17 protein-coding genes and 1 other annotated feature are annotated in these 20,874 nt (G+C 35.8%); of the genes, 12 read left to right on the forward strand and 5 right to left on the reverse strand.

Translation table 11 applies throughout. The features are described 5' to 3' along the window. Positions 1–96: 96 nt before the first annotated feature. From ccpA to ACTWQB_RS14010, 7 genes are all read left to right on the forward strand, one after another. Positions 97–1,098 (forward strand): catabolite control protein A, encoded by a 1,002-nt coding sequence (gene ccpA, locus ACTWQB_RS13980; protein ID WP_443139816.1) that lies wholly within the window; start codon positions 97–99, stop codon positions 1,096–1,098. A gap of 52 nt (positions 1,099–1,150) precedes the next feature. Then, complete coding sequence (motP, locus tag ACTWQB_RS13985) at positions 1,151–1,972, forward strand: flagellar motor protein MotP (RefSeq protein ID WP_443139817.1); 822 nt, start codon at positions 1,151–1,153, stop codon at positions 1,970–1,972. Next, positions 1,962–2,729, forward strand: a complete 768-nt coding sequence (gene motS / locus ACTWQB_RS13990) for a flagellar motor protein MotS (protein WP_443139818.1) — start codon at positions 1,962–1,964, stop codon at positions 2,727–2,729. The genes motP and motS overlap by 11 nt, the downstream gene beginning before the upstream one ends. Positions 2,730–2,958: 229 nt before the next feature. Next, positions 2,959–3,321, forward strand: a complete 363-nt coding sequence (locus ACTWQB_RS13995) for a hypothetical protein (RefSeq protein WP_443139819.1) — start codon at positions 2,959–2,961, stop codon at positions 3,319–3,321. A 390-nt stretch (positions 3,322–3,711) separates the two neighbouring features. Next, the gene (locus ACTWQB_RS14000) at positions 3,712–4,137 is read left to right on the forward strand and encodes a hypothetical protein (RefSeq protein ID WP_443139820.1); all 426 of its coding nucleotides are present in this window, start codon (positions 3,712–3,714) and stop codon (positions 4,135–4,137) included. Further along, positions 4,130–4,849 carry a hypothetical protein gene (locus tag ACTWQB_RS14005; protein WP_443139821.1) on the forward strand — a complete coding sequence of 240 codons (720 nt, stop codon included), beginning with the start codon at positions 4,130–4,132 and terminating at the stop codon, positions 4,847–4,849. The genes ACTWQB_RS14000 and ACTWQB_RS14005 overlap by 8 nt, the downstream gene beginning before the upstream one ends. A 72-nt stretch (positions 4,850–4,921) precedes the next feature. Next, positions 4,922–5,731: an MBL fold metallo-hydrolase gene (locus ACTWQB_RS14010; protein WP_443139822.1), complete on the forward strand. Its 810-nt coding sequence runs from the start codon at positions 4,922–4,924 to the stop codon at positions 5,729–5,731. A gap of 330 nt (positions 5,732–6,061) precedes the next feature. Here ACTWQB_RS14010 and ACTWQB_RS14015 read toward each other — a convergent pair whose 3' ends face one another. The 4 genes from ACTWQB_RS14015 to ACTWQB_RS14030 form a co-directional block, all read right to left on the reverse strand. Further along, positions 6,062–7,228, reverse strand: a complete 1,167-nt coding sequence (locus tag ACTWQB_RS14015) for an acetoin utilization protein AcuC (RefSeq protein ID WP_443139823.1) — start codon at positions 7,226–7,228, stop codon at positions 6,062–6,064. Continuing rightward, entirely contained in the window at positions 7,225–7,872 is a 648-nt protein-coding gene (locus ACTWQB_RS14020) for an acetoin utilization AcuB family protein (protein ID WP_443139832.1), read from the reverse strand. Before ACTWQB_RS14020 ends, ACTWQB_RS14015 begins: the two co-directional genes overlap by 4 nt. Positions 7,873–7,886: 14 nt before the next feature. Continuing rightward, complete coding sequence (locus ACTWQB_RS14025; protein WP_443139824.1) at positions 7,887–8,525, reverse strand: GNAT family N-acetyltransferase; 639 nt, start codon at positions 8,523–8,525, stop codon at positions 7,887–7,889. A 110-nt stretch (positions 8,526–8,635) separates the two neighbouring features. Next, the gene (locus tag ACTWQB_RS14030; protein ID WP_443139825.1) at positions 8,636–11,698 is read right to left on the reverse strand and encodes a transglycosylase domain-containing protein; all 3,063 of its coding nucleotides are present in this window, start codon (positions 11,696–11,698) and stop codon (positions 8,636–8,638) included. A 133-nt stretch (positions 11,699–11,831) separates the two neighbouring features. Then, positions 11,832–12,027 (forward strand) — a binding site (T-box leader). A gap of 61 nt (positions 12,028–12,088) precedes the next feature. Here ACTWQB_RS14030 and tyrS point away from each other — a divergent pair. Further along, positions 12,089–13,357, forward strand: a complete 1,269-nt coding sequence (gene tyrS / locus ACTWQB_RS14035; RefSeq protein ID WP_443139826.1) for a tyrosine--tRNA ligase — start codon at positions 12,089–12,091, stop codon at positions 13,355–13,357. A gap of 49 nt (positions 13,358–13,406) precedes the next feature. Here tyrS and ACTWQB_RS14040 read toward each other — a convergent pair whose 3' ends face one another. After that, positions 13,407–16,187: a UPF0182 family membrane protein gene (locus tag ACTWQB_RS14040; RefSeq protein ID WP_443139827.1), complete on the reverse strand. Its 2,781-nt coding sequence runs from the start codon at positions 16,185–16,187 to the stop codon at positions 13,407–13,409. 127 nt (positions 16,188–16,314) lie between these two features. On the opposite strand from ACTWQB_RS14040, the gene ACTWQB_RS14045 reads away from it, so the two are divergent. The 4 genes from ACTWQB_RS14045 (at position 16,315) to ACTWQB_RS14060 (ending at position 20,503) form a co-directional block, all read left to right on the forward strand. Then, positions 16,315–16,590 carry a DUF3219 family protein gene (locus tag ACTWQB_RS14045; RefSeq protein ID WP_443139828.1) on the forward strand — a complete coding sequence of 92 codons (276 nt, stop codon included), beginning with the start codon at positions 16,315–16,317 and terminating at the stop codon, positions 16,588–16,590. Positions 16,591–16,838: 248 nt separating this feature from the next. After that, positions 16,839–17,927 (forward strand): GerAB/ArcD/ProY family transporter, encoded by a 1,089-nt coding sequence (locus ACTWQB_RS14050; protein WP_443139829.1) that lies wholly within the window; start codon positions 16,839–16,841, stop codon positions 17,925–17,927. Continuing rightward, complete coding sequence (locus ACTWQB_RS14055; RefSeq protein WP_443139830.1) at positions 17,924–19,357, forward strand: spore germination protein; 1,434 nt, start codon at positions 17,924–17,926, stop codon at positions 19,355–19,357. Before ACTWQB_RS14050 ends, ACTWQB_RS14055 begins: the two co-directional genes overlap by 4 nt. After that, entirely contained in the window at positions 19,358–20,503 is a 1,146-nt protein-coding gene (locus ACTWQB_RS14060; protein WP_443139831.1) for a Ger(x)C family spore germination protein, read from the forward strand. It begins immediately after the preceding gene. Positions 20,504–20,874 lie beyond the last annotated feature (371 nt).

A 20,874-nucleotide genomic window follows, 5' to 3' on the forward strand; every position in this document is an offset into this window, starting at 1 on the left:
GAACTGCGCTGGACAAGACTGATTAAGAAAGAAAAACGGGTTTTTTATAAGTGAAATTTATATAAATAGAATAACGGTGCGAAGTGAGGGATTTCAATGAGTGTAACAATTTATGATGTAGCAAAAAAAGCAAACGTATCCATGGCTACTGTATCAAGAGTGATCAATGGAAACACAAATGTAAAACCAACGACGAGAAAAAAGGTATTAGCGGCGATTGATGAGTTAGGCTTTAGACCGAATGCTGTAGCAAGAGGATTAGCAAGTCGAAAGACAACATCTGTTGGGGTGATTATTCCTGATATTTCTAATATGTTCTTTGCTGAACTAGCTCGAGGTATTGAGGATATTGCTACGATGTATAAATACCACATAATTTTAAGTAGTTCGGATCAAAATTTAAATCGAGAATTAGACTTATTTGACAATATGTTAGAAAAACAGGTTGATGGAGTCATCTTTATGGGTGGGTCAGTATCTGAGGAGCACGTTAAAGCATTTAGAAACTCAAATATACCAGTCGTATTAGCGGCTACAGTAGATGAGTCAAATGAAATTCCATCCGTAAATATTGATTACTATTCTGCTATTCAAGATGCCGTCCATCATTTAGTGGAAGAAGGAAACCACAAATCAATTGGTTATGTATCAAATAATACAGGTTCTAGTATTGAACGTTCTAAGATTCAAGGGTTTAAAGATAAGCTAGAAGACCACAAGATTCAAGTGCCTAATCATCTAATTTATGAAGGTGACGACACGTATCAAGCTGGTCTTAAAGCAGCTGAGTACTTCTTAGGACTTGATGAATCACCAAGTGCAATTATGACATCTTCTGATGAAATGGCATTAGGTGTTGTACACGGAGCACAGGACAGAGGAGTTAAAATACCTGAGGATTTATCTGTTGTTGGGTTTGATAATACAAGATTATCCGTCATGGTACGTCCAGAATTAACTACTGTTGTCCAACCAATGTATGATATTGGAGCTGTGTCCATGCGACTATTAACTAAATTATTGAAGAATGAAGAGGTTAGCGAAGACCAAGTAGTTTTACCGCATAGAATTATTAAAAGAAGCTCAACAAATCATTAATCCATCCGATAATAAATATATAGACAATTTTCTACATTAGGGTGAGAGGTTAATGAAAAAAAGAGATATATTGACACCAATCGGCATAGCACTTGGCGCAACCATGATTTTAGTGGGGATTTACTTTAACAGTGGGATGGATGGTTTCACGACCTTTTTACAATTATCTTCATTTATTATTGTATTAGGTGGTTTGACAGGAGCATTACTGATTAATTTTAATCCAGCAGAAATGAAATTAATAGGTAAAGTATTCAAAGAAGCGTTTAGTAAGTCGGATCATAATTTAAAAGAACTAATTCAATTATTTATTCATTTGTCTGAAAAAGCCCGCCGAGAAGGCTTATTAGCATTAGAAAGTGAGCTTGAAGAGTTAGATGATGAGTTTATAAAAAAAGGTGTTTATTTGGCGATTGATGGTATTGAACCAGAGGTCATCAACGATATTATGAATGCAGAAATCACAGCAATGGAAGAGCGTCATAATAAGGGAAGATCGATTATTGAAAAAGCAGGGGAATACGCTCCTTCTTGGGGGATGATTGGTACGCTAATCGGTTTAGTGTTAATGCTTAATAACTTAACATCTCCTGAAACGATTGGACCGAGTATGGCTGTAGCTTTATTAACAACGTTTTATGGTATGGTTTTAGCCAACCTAGTGTTTATTCCAATTGCAGGTAAACTTTACAATATGACAGAAGAAGAAGTATTTATGAAGCAAGTGATTATTGAAGGTGTTATTGGGGTGCAATCAGGTCAGAACCCTAAGATTTTAGAAGAAAAGTTAAGCGCCTTTCTTCCAAATGAAGAGTTAAAAGATACAGAGGAACCAGAGGAAGAAGTCATTGGAGAGACTGCCAATGAATCTTAATCGTAATCGGAAAAAACGACCTAAAAAACAAGCACCTTTATGGATGGTCACTTATTCGGACATGGTTACACTCATTTTAGTGTTTTTTATTCTATTATTCTCAATGTCCCAAATTGATGCTGAGAAGTTAAAAACAGTAACGGAATCTTATCAACAACGCGTGATTTTTGATTATTATCCATCGCCTGTTGAATTTGAGCAATCAACAGATGTTCAGGATGATGAAGAGGAATCTGAAGACGTTACAGAAATTGATGAGCCAGAACAATTAACTGAAGAAGATTTTGAAGAAAGATTAGATGAGTTAGACCGGTTATTACAACAAATAGAAGAGTACATAAGAAATGAAGGATTGTCAGAAGTCATCTCGGCAACACGCACAGATGAAGGTGTCGTACTCGTTTTACAAGAGAATGTATTATTTGAATCAGGAGAAGCGGATCTGATTGGTGATGCGTTACCACTGCTTAATAAAGTGGCTACATTGCTTGATAATATCCCTAACTACGTGAAGGTAGAGGGACATACAGATCCAAGACCTATTCGAACAAGCCGGTTCCCATCTAACTGGGAGCTTAGTGGCGCAAGAGCCAGCAGTGTCGTTCGCTACTTTGTTGATGAAGAGGAATTAGATGAAACACGATTCCAAATTGCGGGCCATGCTGACACAAAACCAATTGTTCCAAATGATTCCAATGCCAACATGAAGAAAAATCGAAGAGTAGAGTTGATTATTTTAGAATCGGAAGATGAATAAAAAATAGCATCTGTAAATTTCTAACAAGTGAATCAGCAAAATATTAATCCAAACACTCGATTAATTCGAGTGTTTTTTTGTTACTAATAGTTCGTATGGATATTTATGTTAAAATGTAATTTGAGTTTGTGTTGACTTATACTTAGTTTAACTTGGCAAAATAGTTTGAGGTGGAAGATAATACCATCAAATAAAAGATTACCATAAAAAGGAATGCGGAGGTTTGCATGTGAAAAAAGTTAGCCAAGAAAACCAAGATTTGTCCATTAAATCCTTGGAATCGACTTTAAACAAACTTTCAAATGCTTATAATAGTATGACGGAAAAAGGTGCAAATACAACCCTTGTTAAAAAGAGACGAAATGCCGTAAAGATTGGGTTGGAGAGCCTCAAAGATACTTGGGGTAGGGGAGAGTTTTTCTTTGATGAAGAAAACATTTTGACTTCTAAAGATATTCTGCAGGGTATTATGCCATCAATAGAAAAAGAGATAGCAAAAGCAAAAGAGGGTAGTCCTCAAAGAACATTAAATGAGCGTCGTTTAACTGCAATTAAACTGGCAATTGAATCCTTGGAGAACCGTCTAAAATAATTCAATTCTGTGTTCTTAAGTGTAATTCTTTGATTAAGAAGCATTTCGTTATTCTGCCAACGGGATGTCATTTAGTGAGAAAAAAGTATAAAAGGTGGGCTTTGATGGGGAGTATGAGCATCGTAAATGTTATTTTAATTTTATTGGTATGGGTTGTTATTTTAGTAGTTTTTATAAAGCTATTTCAAAAACAGAGTGATAGGCCTAAAGTGTGGAAGGCAATCATTGCATTGCTAGTAGGGATGATTTCGTTTTCAATAGATTTTATGTTTTTAGATACGTTTTTTCAGTTTCCACTACTTCCTTTAGGGGTTATGGGTTTGTACTTAGCATTTTCTAATCGAAAACGATCGTTGGAACGTGTATCGACCTTATGCATGGGTATGCTTTATGGCGCTATTTGTATTTCTAATCGCAAATATTATAGCTGTACCAATTCAAAATCTAGTTTATCCTAAAGGCCAATTAAATACATATATTTCAGATGTGGAAGACGCTTCTATTATTCTAACTCATCCGTCGGGTGAAGAGGTCGGTTTGGATACACAAGTATTTGAAGGAGCTTTGGATGGAATGAAGCGTAAGTCCTTTAATAGTATAGAATGGTACAATTCGATCAGTAGTTTTGAAGGGGAAGAGCAAGATGAGCTCTTTTCGTATGTATTAAATGGAACGTCGTCAAAGTGGGGAAGTGGTGTTGATGGCATTATCTATATTGAAAGTGACGGTAAAGGATTACTCGTTACAACTCAACAAGGTGAACAACATTATTTTCGTTCAGATGACTCGCTTATAGAGGAGGGAGTCGATGAATAAAAAATGGATTTGGTTGATCGGTTTGTCGGTTATTATCACTTTAGGTGTTGGTTTTTGGTATTATTTCTCAAATCCGTCAGTTCTTCCGGAAGAAGATGAATTAGCAGAACAAATCAATGACATTTTCCCAGAAGCAAATGCTGAGACAATTCAAGATAAAATCAAATTAGACGAAGGGCACTATTATATCCCCTTCATCTCTAGCAGTAATCAATACGGAGCAAGTTATTGGAAATGGGAAAAACGCACATGGAAACCTTCTTATATTGATACTTTAGCTGATTCGATTGTTTGGAAGTTAGATCAAGATGATCCATCTAGCTATTATTTTGTTTGGAATTTACATCCTGATAATAAGATCAGCAAGGCTAATTTTTATTTGATTCGTGATCGTAACTACCAAGTTTCAATGGGAAAGCATCAGTATATGCCACAATTCCAGTTGTCTAAAGAAGAGGTTTTTGATGATACCTCTTATGGTGCAATAAAACTACCTAAAGCTTGGATTAATGTCATTTCTCAAACACATTCTGTTGAAGCTGTATCTGATTTTCCTTTAAACACTTCGATAATGAGAATGTACTTTGCTTGGACTGCTTATGACGAGGCGGGAGAAGAGGTATTTCCGGAACATAGTAATGGCAGTGGTTTTTCGAATGGTGGTATAGATTATGAATTTGTTCAGCTTATCAATGAATCGGAGTTAGAATAATAACAAGCGCTAATCTTTCTAAAAGGATTAGCGCGTTTTTTGTCGAATTGAGATGTAGAAGGGGAGAGGGACATGTTTTTAAAGAAGCGATTTGAACTAGATGTTGTCAATGGTGTTCATATGGCGAATGGTAAACTGTCATTCCAGGGCATTAACCTCAATGTACATTGTTTTTACATAGATGGCGTGTTGATTGATACGGGTTCGAGTTCATTAGAATCATATTTAAAACCGTATTATAGACAATTAGATATCGATCAAGTTGTGTTGACTCATTACCATGAAGACCATACTGGGTGTGCTGCTTTTTTACAAAAAGAACTAGACATCCCAATCTATATGAGTGATATTAAATTGGATTATTGCAAGAAGAAGGCTGATTATCCATTGTATCGTCAATTCTTCTGGGGGCGTCGAAAACCTTTTTGTGCAATCCCAATTGGAAACTCGTTTGAATCAAATCGAGCAACATGGGACGTGATTAAGACACCAGGGCATGCGATTGATCACGTTTCTTTTTTAAATAATGAGACAGGACAATTGTTTACAGGTGATCTGTTCATTAACGAAAAGACGAAAGTGGTGTTAAGAGAAGAGAATATTCCTCAATTAATTGACTCGATTAAGAGGGTATTAAACTATGAATTTGATGAGGTGTTTTGTTGCCACGCTGGCTATATTCGTGAAGGGCGTATGTTTTTAAACAGAAAGTTAGAGTTCTTACTAGATTTGAAACATCAAATATTAAAGTTAAACCAAGAAGGTAAGTCCATTGAAGAAATTAATCGGATTTTATTTCCGAGAAAATATCCCATTACAAAATTATCATTTGGTGAATGGGATTCTAGTCATATTGTGCGATCAATAATCGAGCAAACATGAAAAGTGGATGAGACAAAATATATTTTAATCTTGAAAAAGACGAATATTAGGAGTCGAGTTACTTCTAACATTCGTCTTTTATTTAGCTACGTCAAAATGCTTCGCTTTCCGCAGGCACGGCTTCAACTTCACCAAACTCACTCTCGTTCGGGTATTAAGGATGTTCGGCTAAGTTCGCAACATCCGTGTTGCAACGCCGAACTGACCCCCATCCTGTGGCCCCTCAGCTCGTGCTGTTCCTGCAGGAGTCTGCGCATTTTGACTACGCTAATAAACCAAATGATTCGTTTTTTAATTCAAATATTTTTCTTTTGTCAAAGTCTCTTTCTTTTACATATATTTCTGTTGGTTCGTAATGATTTGCAGGCACTTTTCTAATGATAATTTGTTTTTCTCGGTAATTTCAGGTTTACGTGGAATGTCACGATATATGTTCTTCTCATCTTGCCAATGAGTCGGCAAGGTAACCGGGCTTTTGTCTTGCCATTTCTCAAGCCATTCTTTAGGTAATTCTCCTGCCATTGTTTTTGATGTGGCTGCGATGTTCCAAACTTGTCCCCATGTGCGTGGCACGACTCGCCACATGTCATAGCCGCCTCCACCTAATGCGATCCATCTTCCTTCACAATACGTATGGGCGATTTCATGAGCTAACTTTGGAATGACTTCATATGTCTCCATCGTGCTACAAAGGTGAGTTAATGGATCGTATGCATGCGCATCAGCACCGTTTTGAGTTACGATGATATCTGGTTTGAAATACTCTGATACCTCTTTCATAGAACGCTCATATACCTCTAAGAATGATTCATCTTCTGTAAAAGCATCTAAAGGTATATTAAAAGAATAACCGTATCCTTCCATTCGTCCTCTCTCATTAGTGTTACCTGTACCTGGGAATAAGTAACGGCCTGTCTCATGAATCGAGAGGGTACAGACGTTAGGATCATCATAAAAAATCCACTGAACACCATCGCCATGATGTGCATCCGTATCGACGTAAAGGACTTTATAATCTGTATGTTCACGAATGTATTTAATCGCAATAGCTGCATCATTATAAATGCAGAAGCCAGATGCTTTTCTTACAAAACCGTGGTGTAAGCCACCACCAAGATTTACAGCGTGTTGGTATTCATTATTTAAAACAGCATCAACAGCTGTTAACGTTCCACCGACCAATAATGATGCAGCTTCATGCATGTTAGGGAAAATGGGTGTATCTTCTGTACCTATGCCATATTCTAACCCTTCACTTTCAGTTAACTTATTTTTTCCTGCACGTTTTACTGCATCGACATATCGAGGGTGATGAACACTTTCAATCTCTTCGTCTGTTGCCATTCTTGGTGCCCGTATTTGGTCATCGTGTAACGTGCCTGCAGCTTTTAATAGTTCATATGTTAACGTGACTCTTTGTTGGTCAAATGGGTGATCATCACGTAATTTATATGAGTTGAAGTCGTCTGAGTAGATGAAGACTGAGTTGCAACTCATGGTGACAACCCCGGAATATTTGGCCACAGAACTTCGTAACCTCGATTTTTTAATTCATCGATTAATGGCATAGGGTTCATCGTTTGAATTCTTAACACAATAATTTTTTGTGATCGATCTGCTTCATAAGGATAAATAAAAACAGAAGATATATTAATTTTTCTCTCCCCAATAATATGGGTGATTTCAGGTAACATTCCTGCTTTATTCGGCACTTTAATCTCAATCTGAGAACTTTGTTCATGAATGCCTGTTAATTGAATTAATGTATATAATAAATCTTTCTCTGTCACAATTCCGACTATTCTATTGTCCTTAGTGACAGGAACGCAAGCGATTTCATGTTCGTAGAAAATAGATGCAATTTCCTCTATGAAGTCTAAAGGATGAACTGTAATAACAGGACTTGTCATAATTGAACTTACTTGGTGATTTAAAGTTTCTTGGTTTTGATTTTTCTCTAATGTGGATGGTGCAGCATCTCTGATGTCTCGGTCGGAAATAATACCAACAACGCTGTTAAACTCATTAACGATTGGAATGTGTCTTATATGATGCTCATTTAATAGCTCTAATGCTTGTTTGATTGTATGGTGTGGTTCTAAGGTGATGACGTCTTTTTTCATAATCTCTTCTACTAACAACTGCTTCACCTCTTTTACATAAATAAGTCATTTCGCCCCATAAATCTTAAAGAATCAAACGTTTTAATAGATTCATCGGGGACATTCTTTCCAATGCGAACCAGTAAACAATTGGCCGGATGAGAGATGATTTCAGGGTCATCTGTCGACATTGGTTTTAATCCGCCGTAACCCATCATCGTTTCCATTAACTTTCGATATTCCCACACATTTAAACCTGTTGATTTCATATCCCAATGCCAATAATACTCAGTTGTAATAACAATATAGTTCTCCATTTGTTCATCCATCATGGAAACTTTTAGAATAGTAGAGCCTACTCCTAGGCCTCGGTAGTCATGGGAGACTTCAATAGCACCAAGCTCTAATAAGTCATCCATTTTAATCGTAGACCATCTTTCTAGAGGATCTGGATGTAAAAAAGTAGCATAACCGATAATTTTATCCTTATCACGAGCTATAATAATACGGCCCTCTGGAAAGTCGGCAATTGATTTGATGGCGTCGTATTGTTTCTTAGGTGGTCTGAATGCCTTTAATCCTTCATCAAAATAATACTGTTCTAAATCTTCAGAACTAACAGGGCCTTCGACTATAACGATTTGGCCATTCTTTTTAATTTCTTGACTATGATATTGTTTAGGATGTTCCAACTCGTCACCACCTAATTAGCCTTTTTAATACATCATCCTCTTAAGTATAACATGTTTTTAATCGGATAAAAAAAGACAAATAGAGCGAATTTGCTCTATTTGTCTACTAGTTAAAAGAGTAAGTGTCTATAGTGGTGAGTTGAGTCTAAGAAAGCGGTAGAGTCATCATTGTTGCTGTCATCTTCATTGTCGTCCTCATTACCATTGTTATCTTCGCCGCCATTATCTTCACCTTCGTTATCGTCATCATTACTTCCGCCGCCATTATCTCCACCATTACCATTGCCTTCATCTTCTTTATCGTCATTATCTTTGTCTTTATCCTTATCCTTATCTTCGTCCTTATCTTTTTCCTCGTCTTCTTCATCTTCTGGTTCCTCAATGGTTCCATATGTTATTGATGAAGAAAAGTCTGATTCATGGCCGTAAAAGTCGACAGATTTAACCGCATAGATTCGATTATTTGAAACTTTAACACCAGGTTCTTTAGTGTCATCAATTAATTCAAATTCTGCATCTTCGGCATCCTTCATGTAAACACGGTATCCGATGACATCTCCACCTTGTTCACTCCACGTTAACGTTGATCCGTTCATTTGAACTCCACGTGGTGCAGAAGGAGCACCGTCATCTTCAGGAGGTCCGTCTTCTGGAACAACCAGATTTTCAAAGGCTTCATTGTCAGGGACTAATTCACTAATATCCTCAATATCATCCCAACCTTGTTCTTCCATGAAACCTGGTTTTAGGAAGAATCCTTCTTCAACAAACTCTTCAGGTGTTTGATCAATGGCTTCGTAATACTCATCGCCAATTTGAACATATTGACCATCAGTTACACTATCGTCTGCTTTACTTGGTACATGATTGACGTTGAATAAATCCGTTTTTACTAATCCTAACTCACGACATTCATCACTTGGTAATAAACCTGATAGTTGACAATAGCTTCTAGAAACAATACCTCCAGGACTTTGATGACGCTCTTGAGGAGCCATCAGTTCCGGATTAACTTCTGTAGCGGCATTGACTAACTGTGCCCAGAAACCTAAGTTACGACTACTGTAACTAATACAACCAGAGCAGCCTACATCGAGGTTCATATAATTTTCTCGTTCAGAATCAGAGACTGTTCCATCTCCGTTTGCATCATATTCATCGTAACCTATCCATGTACCTAATGTAACATTAGGATTCGAACTGATGAACAAGGCGTCCATCTTATCATTTGATGTACCAGTTTTACCTGCCCAATCAACAGAAGGATTATTCAAGCGGTTTCTAGCATATGTTGCAGTACCACTTGTCACGACATCACGTAAGATGTCAATCGTTAGATAAGCTGTTTGTGGAGAGAACACTTCTACTTCTTCACTTTCATGTTCAAACACTATATTCCCTTCACGATCTGTAATCTTCTCTATCATATAAGATTCTTTATACTTACCACCATTGGCTAATACAGAATAGCCGTTTGTGGTATCCTCTAATGTGACATAATCAGAACCTAGCACTAGAGGTGTCACCATTCTGCCTGGCGGAAATTGTTCTCTATCGAATCCCATATTACTTAAATAATTTGATAGATCATTTTGACGACCTTTTCTATTGGTTAAATCATGAGCTAATCTTGCTGCAGGTACGTTATCTGAGTCTCTTAAAGCTTCTCTGGCACTTACTAAACCACTATAGGAAGTAGAAATATAGTTTGTAGGACCCCAACCACCATATTGTGCTTCTAATGCTGGTCCGAATTTCACATCGGCTAGGGGCGAACCTGGACTTATTATTCCCATATCTATAGCAGGTGCGTAGCCATATAAGGTTTTCATCGTACTACCGTTTGGTCGCTTGTGATAAGTTGCATGGTTAATTTTACTACGTTCATAATCTCGACCGCCTACGAATGCAATTATGGCACCAGTTTTGTTATCTCTTAACATTGCCCCAGCTTCTACAGGCATTTCTACATCCATTGAATCGCCATCTTCATTATATCTAGTAACGGTTTTAGTAGGTACAAAATGAGAATATTCTTTTGTAACGTCTTGGAACACGTCATAAATGTCTTTATCTATGGTTGTATGAATCTCGTAACCGTTTTGCCTTAAAGCTCTTTCAGCTCGTATTTCAAACTGTTCAAGTAATTCACCATTTTCTTCCAATTCATCCATTGAATAGCCTTCTTCTTCGGCTAATACCTCTGTCATATGATCGATTGCTCTTCTTTCAATTTCAAATGTTAAGAATGGATAATCCGAAATAGTAGATTCTTTTTTATCTGTCAAATTGCCAATCACATCATAATTAAGAGCTTCTTCATACGTTTGCTCATCAATTAAACCTTCTCTATGCATACGACTTAATACAATTCGTTGTCGTTCTAAACCGGCTTCTAGACCATCTTCTGATTTGACGTTCCCACCATTGTCGAAAGGTGTGTATGCAAATGGACTTTGAGGCATACCAGCTAGATAAGCAGCTTGAGCGACATTTAATTCACTGGCATCAACATCAAATAATCCTTGTGCAGCAGCCTGAATTCCTGCAACATTTCGGCCTGAGGAGTCGCGTCCAAACGGAACAATATTTAGATAAGCCTCAAAGATTTCGTCTTTTTCAAAGAAGTTTTCTAGACGTAAAGCTATTAGTATTTCTTTTGCTTTACGTTCAAATGAAACTTCATTTGTTAGAATTTGAGATTTAATCAATTGCTGTGTTAACGTACTACCACCTGACTGGCTATCGGAATTTCCGAACTCTTGAAAAAGGGCACGGAAAATTGCTTTCGGTACCACGCCATTGTGAGTGTCGAAATATTCATCTTCAGTTGCTTTAATAGCATCTTTTAAATGTTGAGAGATATTCTCTAACTCAACTTCTTCACGGTGTAGATCGCTTCGCATAACACCCATATGTACATTGTTGGCAAAATATATGTGTGATGTTTCTTCATAATTGTAAATTTGTCTCTCTAATGTATCTCGGTCACTTTCTTCAAGATCTTCTGTAAGTGAAGCGAAATAACCGATACCTAATCCGCCTAAGAAAAATGCTAAAATTAATCCTAGTACAATGAAAAACAATAATATATTCCATAAGACATCCAAGGTAACTCGAGTTGTCGTCACGAATTTACCTTTTTGAAAAACTGTTAACCATCTATTATTCATGATTCGAACCTCCTAAAATTCCAAATCTATTATAGCATAATTTGAAGTTGCATCCTATTAGAGTTAGATAGAATTTTTATTGCATTTTTTATAAAGTTATGGTAAAAATATCTCATAATACAATTGAATGAATCAAGATGCTATGAATAGTTGAAGTAGGTTAATACCCAATGTCTCAGAGAGCTGATGGTCGGTGCAAATCAGCACATGGTATGAATCGAATTACGACTTGGAGCAACTCATATTTGAGCGGTTAGTTGGCCGATATTTCAATGAAGTGGTAGCAATAGCTACAACTAGGGTGGTAACGCGAATCCTTCGTCCCTAATTTGGGAAGAGGGATTTTTTTATTTTATAGAAAGTTTTGAAAATAACACGGAGGTGTATCATATGAGTTTATTAGAGGAATTGAAAGATCGAGGTTTAGTTAACCAAATTACTGATGAAGAAGGTCTTGAATATCACTTAAGTGAAAATAGGGTGTCGCTATATTGTGGATTTGATCCAACAGCGGATAGTTTGCACATTGGACATTTATTACCAGTCATCATGCTTAAACGTTTCCAAGAAGCTGGGCACCAGCCAATTGCTTTAGTTGGTGGTGGAACAGGTATGATTGGAGACCCAAGTGGTCGTAACGAAGAACGTCAATTAAACGAAGCGAGTGTTGTTGAGCATTACAGCAATCAACTTAAGAATCAGTTAGCTAAGTTCTTAGATTTTAATGATGAGCAAAAAGGTGCTATTGCAGTAAATAACCTTGATTGGTTAAAAAACATGTCTGTTATTGAGCTATTAAGAGATGTAGGGAAACACTTCAGTGTTAATTACATGTTAGCTAAAGACTCAGTTGAATCAAGAATAGAAAATGGGATTTCATTTACTGAGTTTTCTTACATGTTATTACAATCATTAGACTTCTATAAATTAAATCGGGAGCAAAATTGTACGCTTCAAATTGGTGGAAGTGACCAATGGGGTAATATCACAGCCGGATTAGAACTCATCCGTCGTAAAAGTGAAGAGGGGGAAGAGGCAAAAGCATTTGGTCTAACAATCCCTCTTATTACAAAGGCTGACGGGTCGAAATTTGGTAAAACAGCAGGTGGTGCCATTTGGTTAGATCCCGAGAAAACATCACCTTATGAATTCTACCAGTTCTGGTTAAATGCAGACGATCGTGATGTGATTAAGTTCTTGAAATACTTCACTTTCTTATCATTAGATGAAATTAATGAGCTTGAGAAGGAAGTTCAAAAGCGACCAGAAGAACGTGTGGCACAACGTCGTTTGGCAGAAGAAATGACAACACTTGTTCATGGTGAAGAAGCTTTAGAACAAGCTATAAAAATTTCTAATGCGCTATTTAAAGGTGATATTAAAGCTTTAAATAAGACTGAAATAGAAGCAGGCTTCAAGGATGTTCCAACACATAATCTTGAAGAGAATGAAAAAGGGCTTGTTGATTTATTAGTTGAGGCGAAGATTTCTTCGTCTAAACGTCAGGCGCGTGAAGATGTTAAGAATGGCGCGATTTACATTAATGGTGATCGTGAACAAGATCTACAATATATTGTCGATGATAAAGATAAATTAGATGATGCATTTACCGTTATAAGAAGAGGGAAGAAGAAGTATTTCTTAATTAAACATCAGTAATCAAAAAAAGACCAATCGTGAGTTTTTCACGATTGGTCTTTTTTGCTTTTTATTGGTTTTGGTTAAGTTGTTCTTCGATTTGACTCATGATTTCACCAGCTCGCTCCCATTGTCCATTGGAAAGAGCGTTTTGGTACTGATCGAATAATCTAGACACATCACGTAATGTTTGCTCTGCATCTAACATTGGTTGACCTTCAGTACCCTCGTCACTTTGATCTGTTTCAGCATCAGGATCTGTTTCAACTTCGCCATCTGGGTTAACCTCTGGAGCGTTACCAGGAGCTCCTCGTTCAACCATATCCATCAGTTCATCCAATGCTTCATCGAATGTTGGTTCCATGACAATATAATCTTCATAAGCAACTATAACTTGTTTAACTTCAGGTAGTGACGTAGCATTTGATGATTCAATGTAAATTGGTTCAACATATAAGACTGAATCTTCAATAGGATACGTTAGTAAGTTTCCTCGTATAACCTCAGATCCACCTTGTGACCACAGGTTTAACTGTTGAGAGATATAACTGTCTTGATTTATTCGATTTTCAATCTGTTGAGGACCGTAAACATTTTTCTGTTTAGGGAATCGATAGACAAACAACTCACCGTAATTTTCTCCGTCATTCCGAACACCCATCCATGCAATCATATTTTGTCTGTTTTTTGGTGTAAATGGAATGGATAGAATAAACTCTTCCATGTCTTCATCTGGCAGTGTCATGGTAATGTAGTATGGTTCCATAACAATGTCTTGATTATAGTACTTCTCAGTTGGGAACTGCCAAGTATCTTCACGATTGTAGAAAACTTCTAAATCTGACATATGATACGTACCCCATTTATCCGCTTGTACTTGGAATAAATTTTCTGGGTAGCGGAAATGAGCCTGAATATCTTCTGGTACTTCTTGAGTAAATAAGTCCGGGAACATGTTCTGATAAGTTTGATATAATGGATCGTTTTCATCGGCTACATAGAAATTAACCTCACCAGTGTAGGCGTCAATGGTGACCTTTACAGAGTTTCGAATGTAATTTCGGTTACCTGAATAAGGTTCAGCATATGGATAGTTTTCAGCTGTTAAGTATGCATCCATAATCCATACCATTGTTCCATCATCACGAATTACTAAATAAGGATCGGTATCGTAATCAAAGAACGGCGCAATTCGTTCGACGCGTTCTTCGATGTCTCTTGTTTCGAGTAGTTGGCTCTCATTTGTTAACTGGTCCGAGACGAACATTCTGAACGAACCTTCTTTAATCGAGAATAATAATTTGTTTAATCCTTGTAGAGGAATACCACTGTCTGCCTCATAACGAGTAGAAGCGTTGGTTTCACCTTCAGGATAATCAAATTCATCTACTTTTGTATTAACAATCACACTCTTATTATTTTGTTCTCCAAAATAAATTTGAGGTCTCTCGACATCTAACACACCTTGTGTTGGTAAATCTTGTAATAGATATTCGGGTTGACCTTGACTATCTATTTCATTGACGTGGCTCATAGTTACACCGTAACCGTGAGTATAACGTAAATTATCGTTAACCCAAGTGCGAGCCTGGTCAGGTAAATTAGATGTATCCAGTTCTCTAGCACCGATAAATACTTGACTATATTCACCATCAATCATGTAACGATCAATATCTATATCATTGAACCTGTAATAGTTACGGATGGTTTGTTTTTGATTGTAAACATCTAATAATGGTATTGAGTCGTTAAGTCGCACGTTATTGATCGTTAATTCGTTTCGATCTAACAAATCCTCATCAAGACTATTCTCCGCTGGATGGTCGATTTCATTAATATTATCTAAAGCATAAGCAGCCCGTGTATATTCGAGATTCTTTTCAAGGTACGGGCTCTCTTGATGGAATTCATTAGGCGATACAACGAATTGTTGAACAGCAACAGATGCTAATTGCCCTAAAATGACAATGGCAACGTAGGTCGCAATAGGAATGAATACGCTTTTTAGCTTTCCACGAACAAGCGAAATAATCATCCAGACAGTTGCTATAAGAGCTACAGCAGCCAATATATACGCTTTAGGAATATTAATGACATCATCTGTGTAACTTAGGCCATGTACTACACTTTCTTGAAACACATTGACTTGATTGGTTAATAAAGTGCCGTATGGCTCAAGTAAATGTTGTGCAGCTAGAATAAGTCCTATGAATCCTAATGTAAACCCAAGATGCAACTGTGCTAAACGGCTTTTACGATACATTTCAAAAACAGAATAAGCACCGATTTCAACGAGTAATACAATAATACTTAAACTGAATAACACACTTAGTACAAATTCTAAGAATGGAAGTATGTAAAGGTAAAATGATATGTCTAAATTAAAATGCGGATCGGTTGTCCCGAAAGGTTCATAATTTAGAACTTTTAGTGCAGGTTCCCACCCTAATCCTTGAACAAGCATGGTGCCTAACACACCAAAAATAACTGATGTTACTAAAATAAGGTTTCGACTAATTTTCTTATCCATCAAAGCATTTGGAATCATGTTATGGTTTAAATATGACAGATAAGATTTACGTATCCAGCTCAGTGTCAAAATGCCAATGACTAGAAAAATTGCAAACCCAATGGCACCAAGAGCAACTTTACTAGTAATAATCGTTAAATAGACATTTTGGAAATCTAGAGTTTCCATCCAAATATAATTGGTTAAAATCTGAAAACCTATAATACCTAGTATTAAAATAGGTAAGATAATAAAGAAAATGAATTTTAGACGCTTAGTAAGTTTTTTAATGTTGTCTGATTGTTTCTTATTAAGTTGTTCGAAAAATTCTTGTGAATCCATGTTGACCTCCCTAAAAAGTTATTTCTAAATAGTTATACGAATAGCTTAGTGTTTTAGTTTCACACCTATTATTAAGTTTAAGTTAAAATGTTAATAGAATCCAGAACTTTGAGTTAGGAGGCGTATTTTGGCACAACTACTAATTGATAATTATAGTATTGATGTAGAACAGTATCAGGTCGATACTCGGGCAAATAAATCGTTTCTATCAGTCGACTTTAAAGTAACTCATGAGCAATATCATGATATCACGACTTTACTTTATAAAAATGATTTTAAAATTAGTTTGCCAAGTGAAAATTTACAATTTGATGCTATGATTCAAACTTTTTGGACCTCTTTTACAAATTTGTATAAAGAGGGAGCTATAGGGGATTTCCATTTAGAGTTAATTGAAAAATAACACCTAATGCATATGTCATGGTGTTATTACTAGAAAAGTATTAGTTATTATAAGGAGCGGTAACTTTGGAAGTGTGTAGCTTTCAAAAGTTACCGCATTTTCATGTAAAAATTAATTAATAAAAGACAAATTAATTTATAAACCTAGCTATTCAATTAGGAAATACACGGGAGTAATTCGCTTATCAAAGAATAAATTTGCGATTTTTTTCCAAACATAATAATAGTTAATAACTAAGGGGTGGCTATATGGATCGTAATGATAAGGTTGGGTTTGTTTATGTATTGTTATTACTAGTCACCACTGTGGGACTCATTAACCATGTCATCATGATTCCAACTCTATATGAAGAAGCTGGACGTGATTCATGGTTATCCGTAATTTTTACATTTTTCTTAGTATTACCTTGGCTGTTGTTAATCCCTTTAATTGCTAATAGAACAAAACAAAAACATTTAATGAAGTGGATGCTAAATCATTTACCTAAAGCTTTAGTATATCCACTTTTGTTCTTTATTGTGATTTTTATATTTTTAACTGCAGCAGTAACGACAAATGATCTAGTTATATGGACGAATATAACTTATTTGCCCAACACACCTAAATTTGCAATTATCGTTTTGTTTGTTGGGGTTTGTGTTTACCTTGCTTCAACTAGCATTCGAACCATTGTTATTGTAAATACAATTCTACTTCCGGTTGTTATTTTACTAGGTATATTTGTAGCTACTACTAATATGGAAAGTAAAGATTATTCATTATTGTTTCCAGTTCTTGTAGATGGTGTTCAACCCGTGTTAAAAGGGATGATTTATACCACTGCATGTATTCTTGAAGTTTTTATGGTTTTGTTCTTACAGCATAAAGTAAAAGACCGTATCCATTATAAAGGTATGGTCTTAGTTACTTTGTTTCTAATCATGTTAGGGCTTGGTCCTGTTATGGGAGGAATTGCAGCATTTGGCGCTGATACGGTTATTAAAGAACGTTTTCCAGCTTACATACAATGGCAGCTCGTATCAATTGGACGTTTTATAGAACATTTAGATTTCTTTTCAATATACCAGTGGTTGTCGGGAGCTTTAATAAGAATATCTCTGAGTCTGTATGTTTTATCTGAAATTTTACAGATTAATAATAAGAAAAATAAAAGAAGGTTTCTACAAGTGGTCGGTATACTTATCGTCATTATTACAATATTACCGATAAATGATCGTCTGTTTGTGTCATTTATTAAATATATTTATTTGCCTTATAATTTGATTTTCATTACATTACTATCTTTTATATTGTTTATTGCAGTTATGTTGAAAGGAAAGGGGAAAAAACTCAAATGAAAGCACACCTAGACTCAAACACTCTAGAAGAAATCTTCCGCAATTGTGAAGATGTTAAAGAATTAAAATATACGTTTGAACGTAATCTCAATATGACAATGTTTTATTGTAAAGGTTTATGTAATGAAGAGTTTTTAATGGACGAGTTTATTCCTACTTTTCAGCACCATATTAAAGAAAAGCTTCATAAGTCTAATATTTTAAAGGAGTTTAATAAGGTTCCTCATCAAGAAATTAATAAGGAACAAGAAGCGATTGAAAAAGTATTTTCAGGAGAATTATTAGTATTTATACATGATGAAAGCAAGTTATACGCTTTTGAGATGGGAAAGCCTCCTAATAGGCAACCTGAAGAAACAAGTGCAGAAGTTACAATTCGAGGACCTCGTGACGGCTTTGTTGAGTCCATTGAAATAAATGTGGCATTGATTAGAAGAAGGATGAAAACTACATCATTATCATATGAAAAATTTATTGTTGGTAAACGTTCTCGGACGCAAGTAGGGCTACTTTACTTTCATGACATAGCGCAACCAGAGACTATTGATCATATACGTTCCTTAATAAAAAAAATCAATGTTGACGCACTTGTTAATAATAACCAACTTGAGGAATTAATAGATGAAAGTCCATTTCGCGTTTTGCCAATGATGCATTACTCAGGAAGACCTGACTTTGCAATCAACTCACTACTTTATGGACGTTTTTTAATTTTAATAGATGGTTCACCTATTGCTTTAATAGGTCCGGTAAATCTCCCATTCTTATTGAAAACAGGCGAAGATAATGAATATCCTTGGTTTTTTAATTCAATTGAACGGTTATTTCGTGTAGGGGGGCTCATTATCGGGATTTTGTTACCTGGTTTTTGGGTAGCACTTGCTGCCTTCCATCCTGACCAAATACCATTGGTTTTTTTATCAACAGCTGCACAAGCTCGACAAGGGATTCCTCTGCCTACTCCAATAGAAGCTTTAATTCTTGTATTACTATTTGATTTGCTAAAAGAAGCCGGTTTAAGGTTACCCTTTTCTGTTGGGCAAATCCTTGGTGTAGTAGGTGGTTTGATCATTGGAGACGCTGCAATTAGTGCCGGTATAACGAGCCCTGCAAATGTTATGATTATAGCGACTTCAACTGTCGCAACATTTACAATATCTAACCAATCTCTTTCAGGTATTGTAACCTTAACAAGAATTTTTGTATTAATCATCTCATCCATAATGGGGTTATTTGGTTTTTTTGTAGCTAGTTTTTTTGTTTTAATTCACATTGCGAATTTAAGATCTTTTAATTTACCTTATCTAGCGCCTATAGCGCCTTTTAACTTAAAGGATTTTTTGGCCTCTATATTTCATCTGCCTGAGAAGCTTAAAAAAGATAGGCTTAAAATGCTTAACGTTCAAGACTCTGACAAGGGTGGAAATTAGATGAAAAAGATAAAACTTATCCTCTTTTTTCTTGTATCAATATTTTATTTAACAGGTTGTTGGGACTCAGATGAGCTTGAAGAAATGCTATATATTCATTCGATAGGTTTAGATTATAGAGATGATCGTTACATCATTTATGCACAATTATTCAACTTTCAATCTCTACCCACTGATGAAGGTGCAGGTGGCGAAGAAACACAAGTAACAGTAGGGGTAGGAGAAGGAACAACAGTAGTTGAAGCAGTACATGATTTGTATTCCGCAACTCAAAGAAGAATTTTTTGGGGACATTTATCTAGTATCGTTTTTAGTGAAAGCGTGTTAGAAGGGGATATTGAAGGTGGCTTAGATGTGATTTCGCGATTTCACGAAATTCGTCCAACACCATGGATTTATGCATCTAATGAATCTCTTGATGAACTGTTAAATACTTTACCAGCTTTAGGAGTGAACGTTATTTTTTCACTTTTTGGACAACCTGTAGAAAGTTATGAAGAAAGCTCAAAAGTAAAACCCATTAAGTATAACCGGTTTAATTTGGAGCGTTCTGAGCCAGGGCGAACAGTCGCTATTCCGGTATTAAATATTGCAGAATCAAAGTGGTTTGATAAAGCAGGGAGCAAGCCAAATCTTGATGTATCTTCTGTAGCAATTATTAGTAATGAGAATTATTTTGGTATTTTGAATGAAGAAGATGCTAAAGGGATTCGTTGGTATCAAGAAGAAACGGAGAGGACCCCCCTAGTTATTTATGATAGTGAGGGACAAGTAAGCGGCTTGGTTGTATTAAAAGTAAGAGAATCAAAGGTTATACCTAATTCATTTGAAGAGCAAGTTACGTTTAATATGAAAGTTGAAGTAGGGGGGAGCTTAATTGAAATGTCTCATGAAGTGACAGAAAAAGAAGTGAAAAAATCTGTAGAGAATCAAATTAAAAAGGAATTAAGACATACTTACGATAGAGGGTTAAATATAAATGCTGATGTTTATAACTTTTCTTATCAATTATTCAGGGAGAAACCTCAATTATGGAAGGAAATAACAAATGATGGTCAGTTATCTTTAAATGAAGAATCATTGAGTGACATTAAGGTTCAGGTTTACCTAAGAGATACAGGAGAAAGAAAACTCTCGAATAATTAAAACCCCGTGCAGAAAAGTCGCGCGGGATTTTAGTTATCAAAAAATAAGAAGTTGTGTATGTGTGATAGGTAAAAAACATTCTCGAGAATAATTTAAGATCTTTATAAGTTTAGCAACACTTGCTTGTGTTTTCACAGCACTCATTCCTGTTTTTTAGATCTTGTTGTTCATTTATAATTATAAACGATGAACAACAGTTTTGTTTTTTTGATTTTAACTTCTTAAGTAATTTCATTATAAATCACCTCCCTCAATAAATTAATTATTTCTTAGAATTTCGCCGTTTTTCTTTGATTTTTTATGGTTTTATTGCTTTTGAATCAATTGGTGGCCACCAATTGATTCAAAATTAGGCTGAAATTGGTAGTTGA

This window comes from Piscibacillus sp. B03, from assembly GCF_052246295.1.
GTDB lineage: Bacteria > Bacillota > Bacilli > Bacillales > Alkalibacillaceae > Piscibacillus.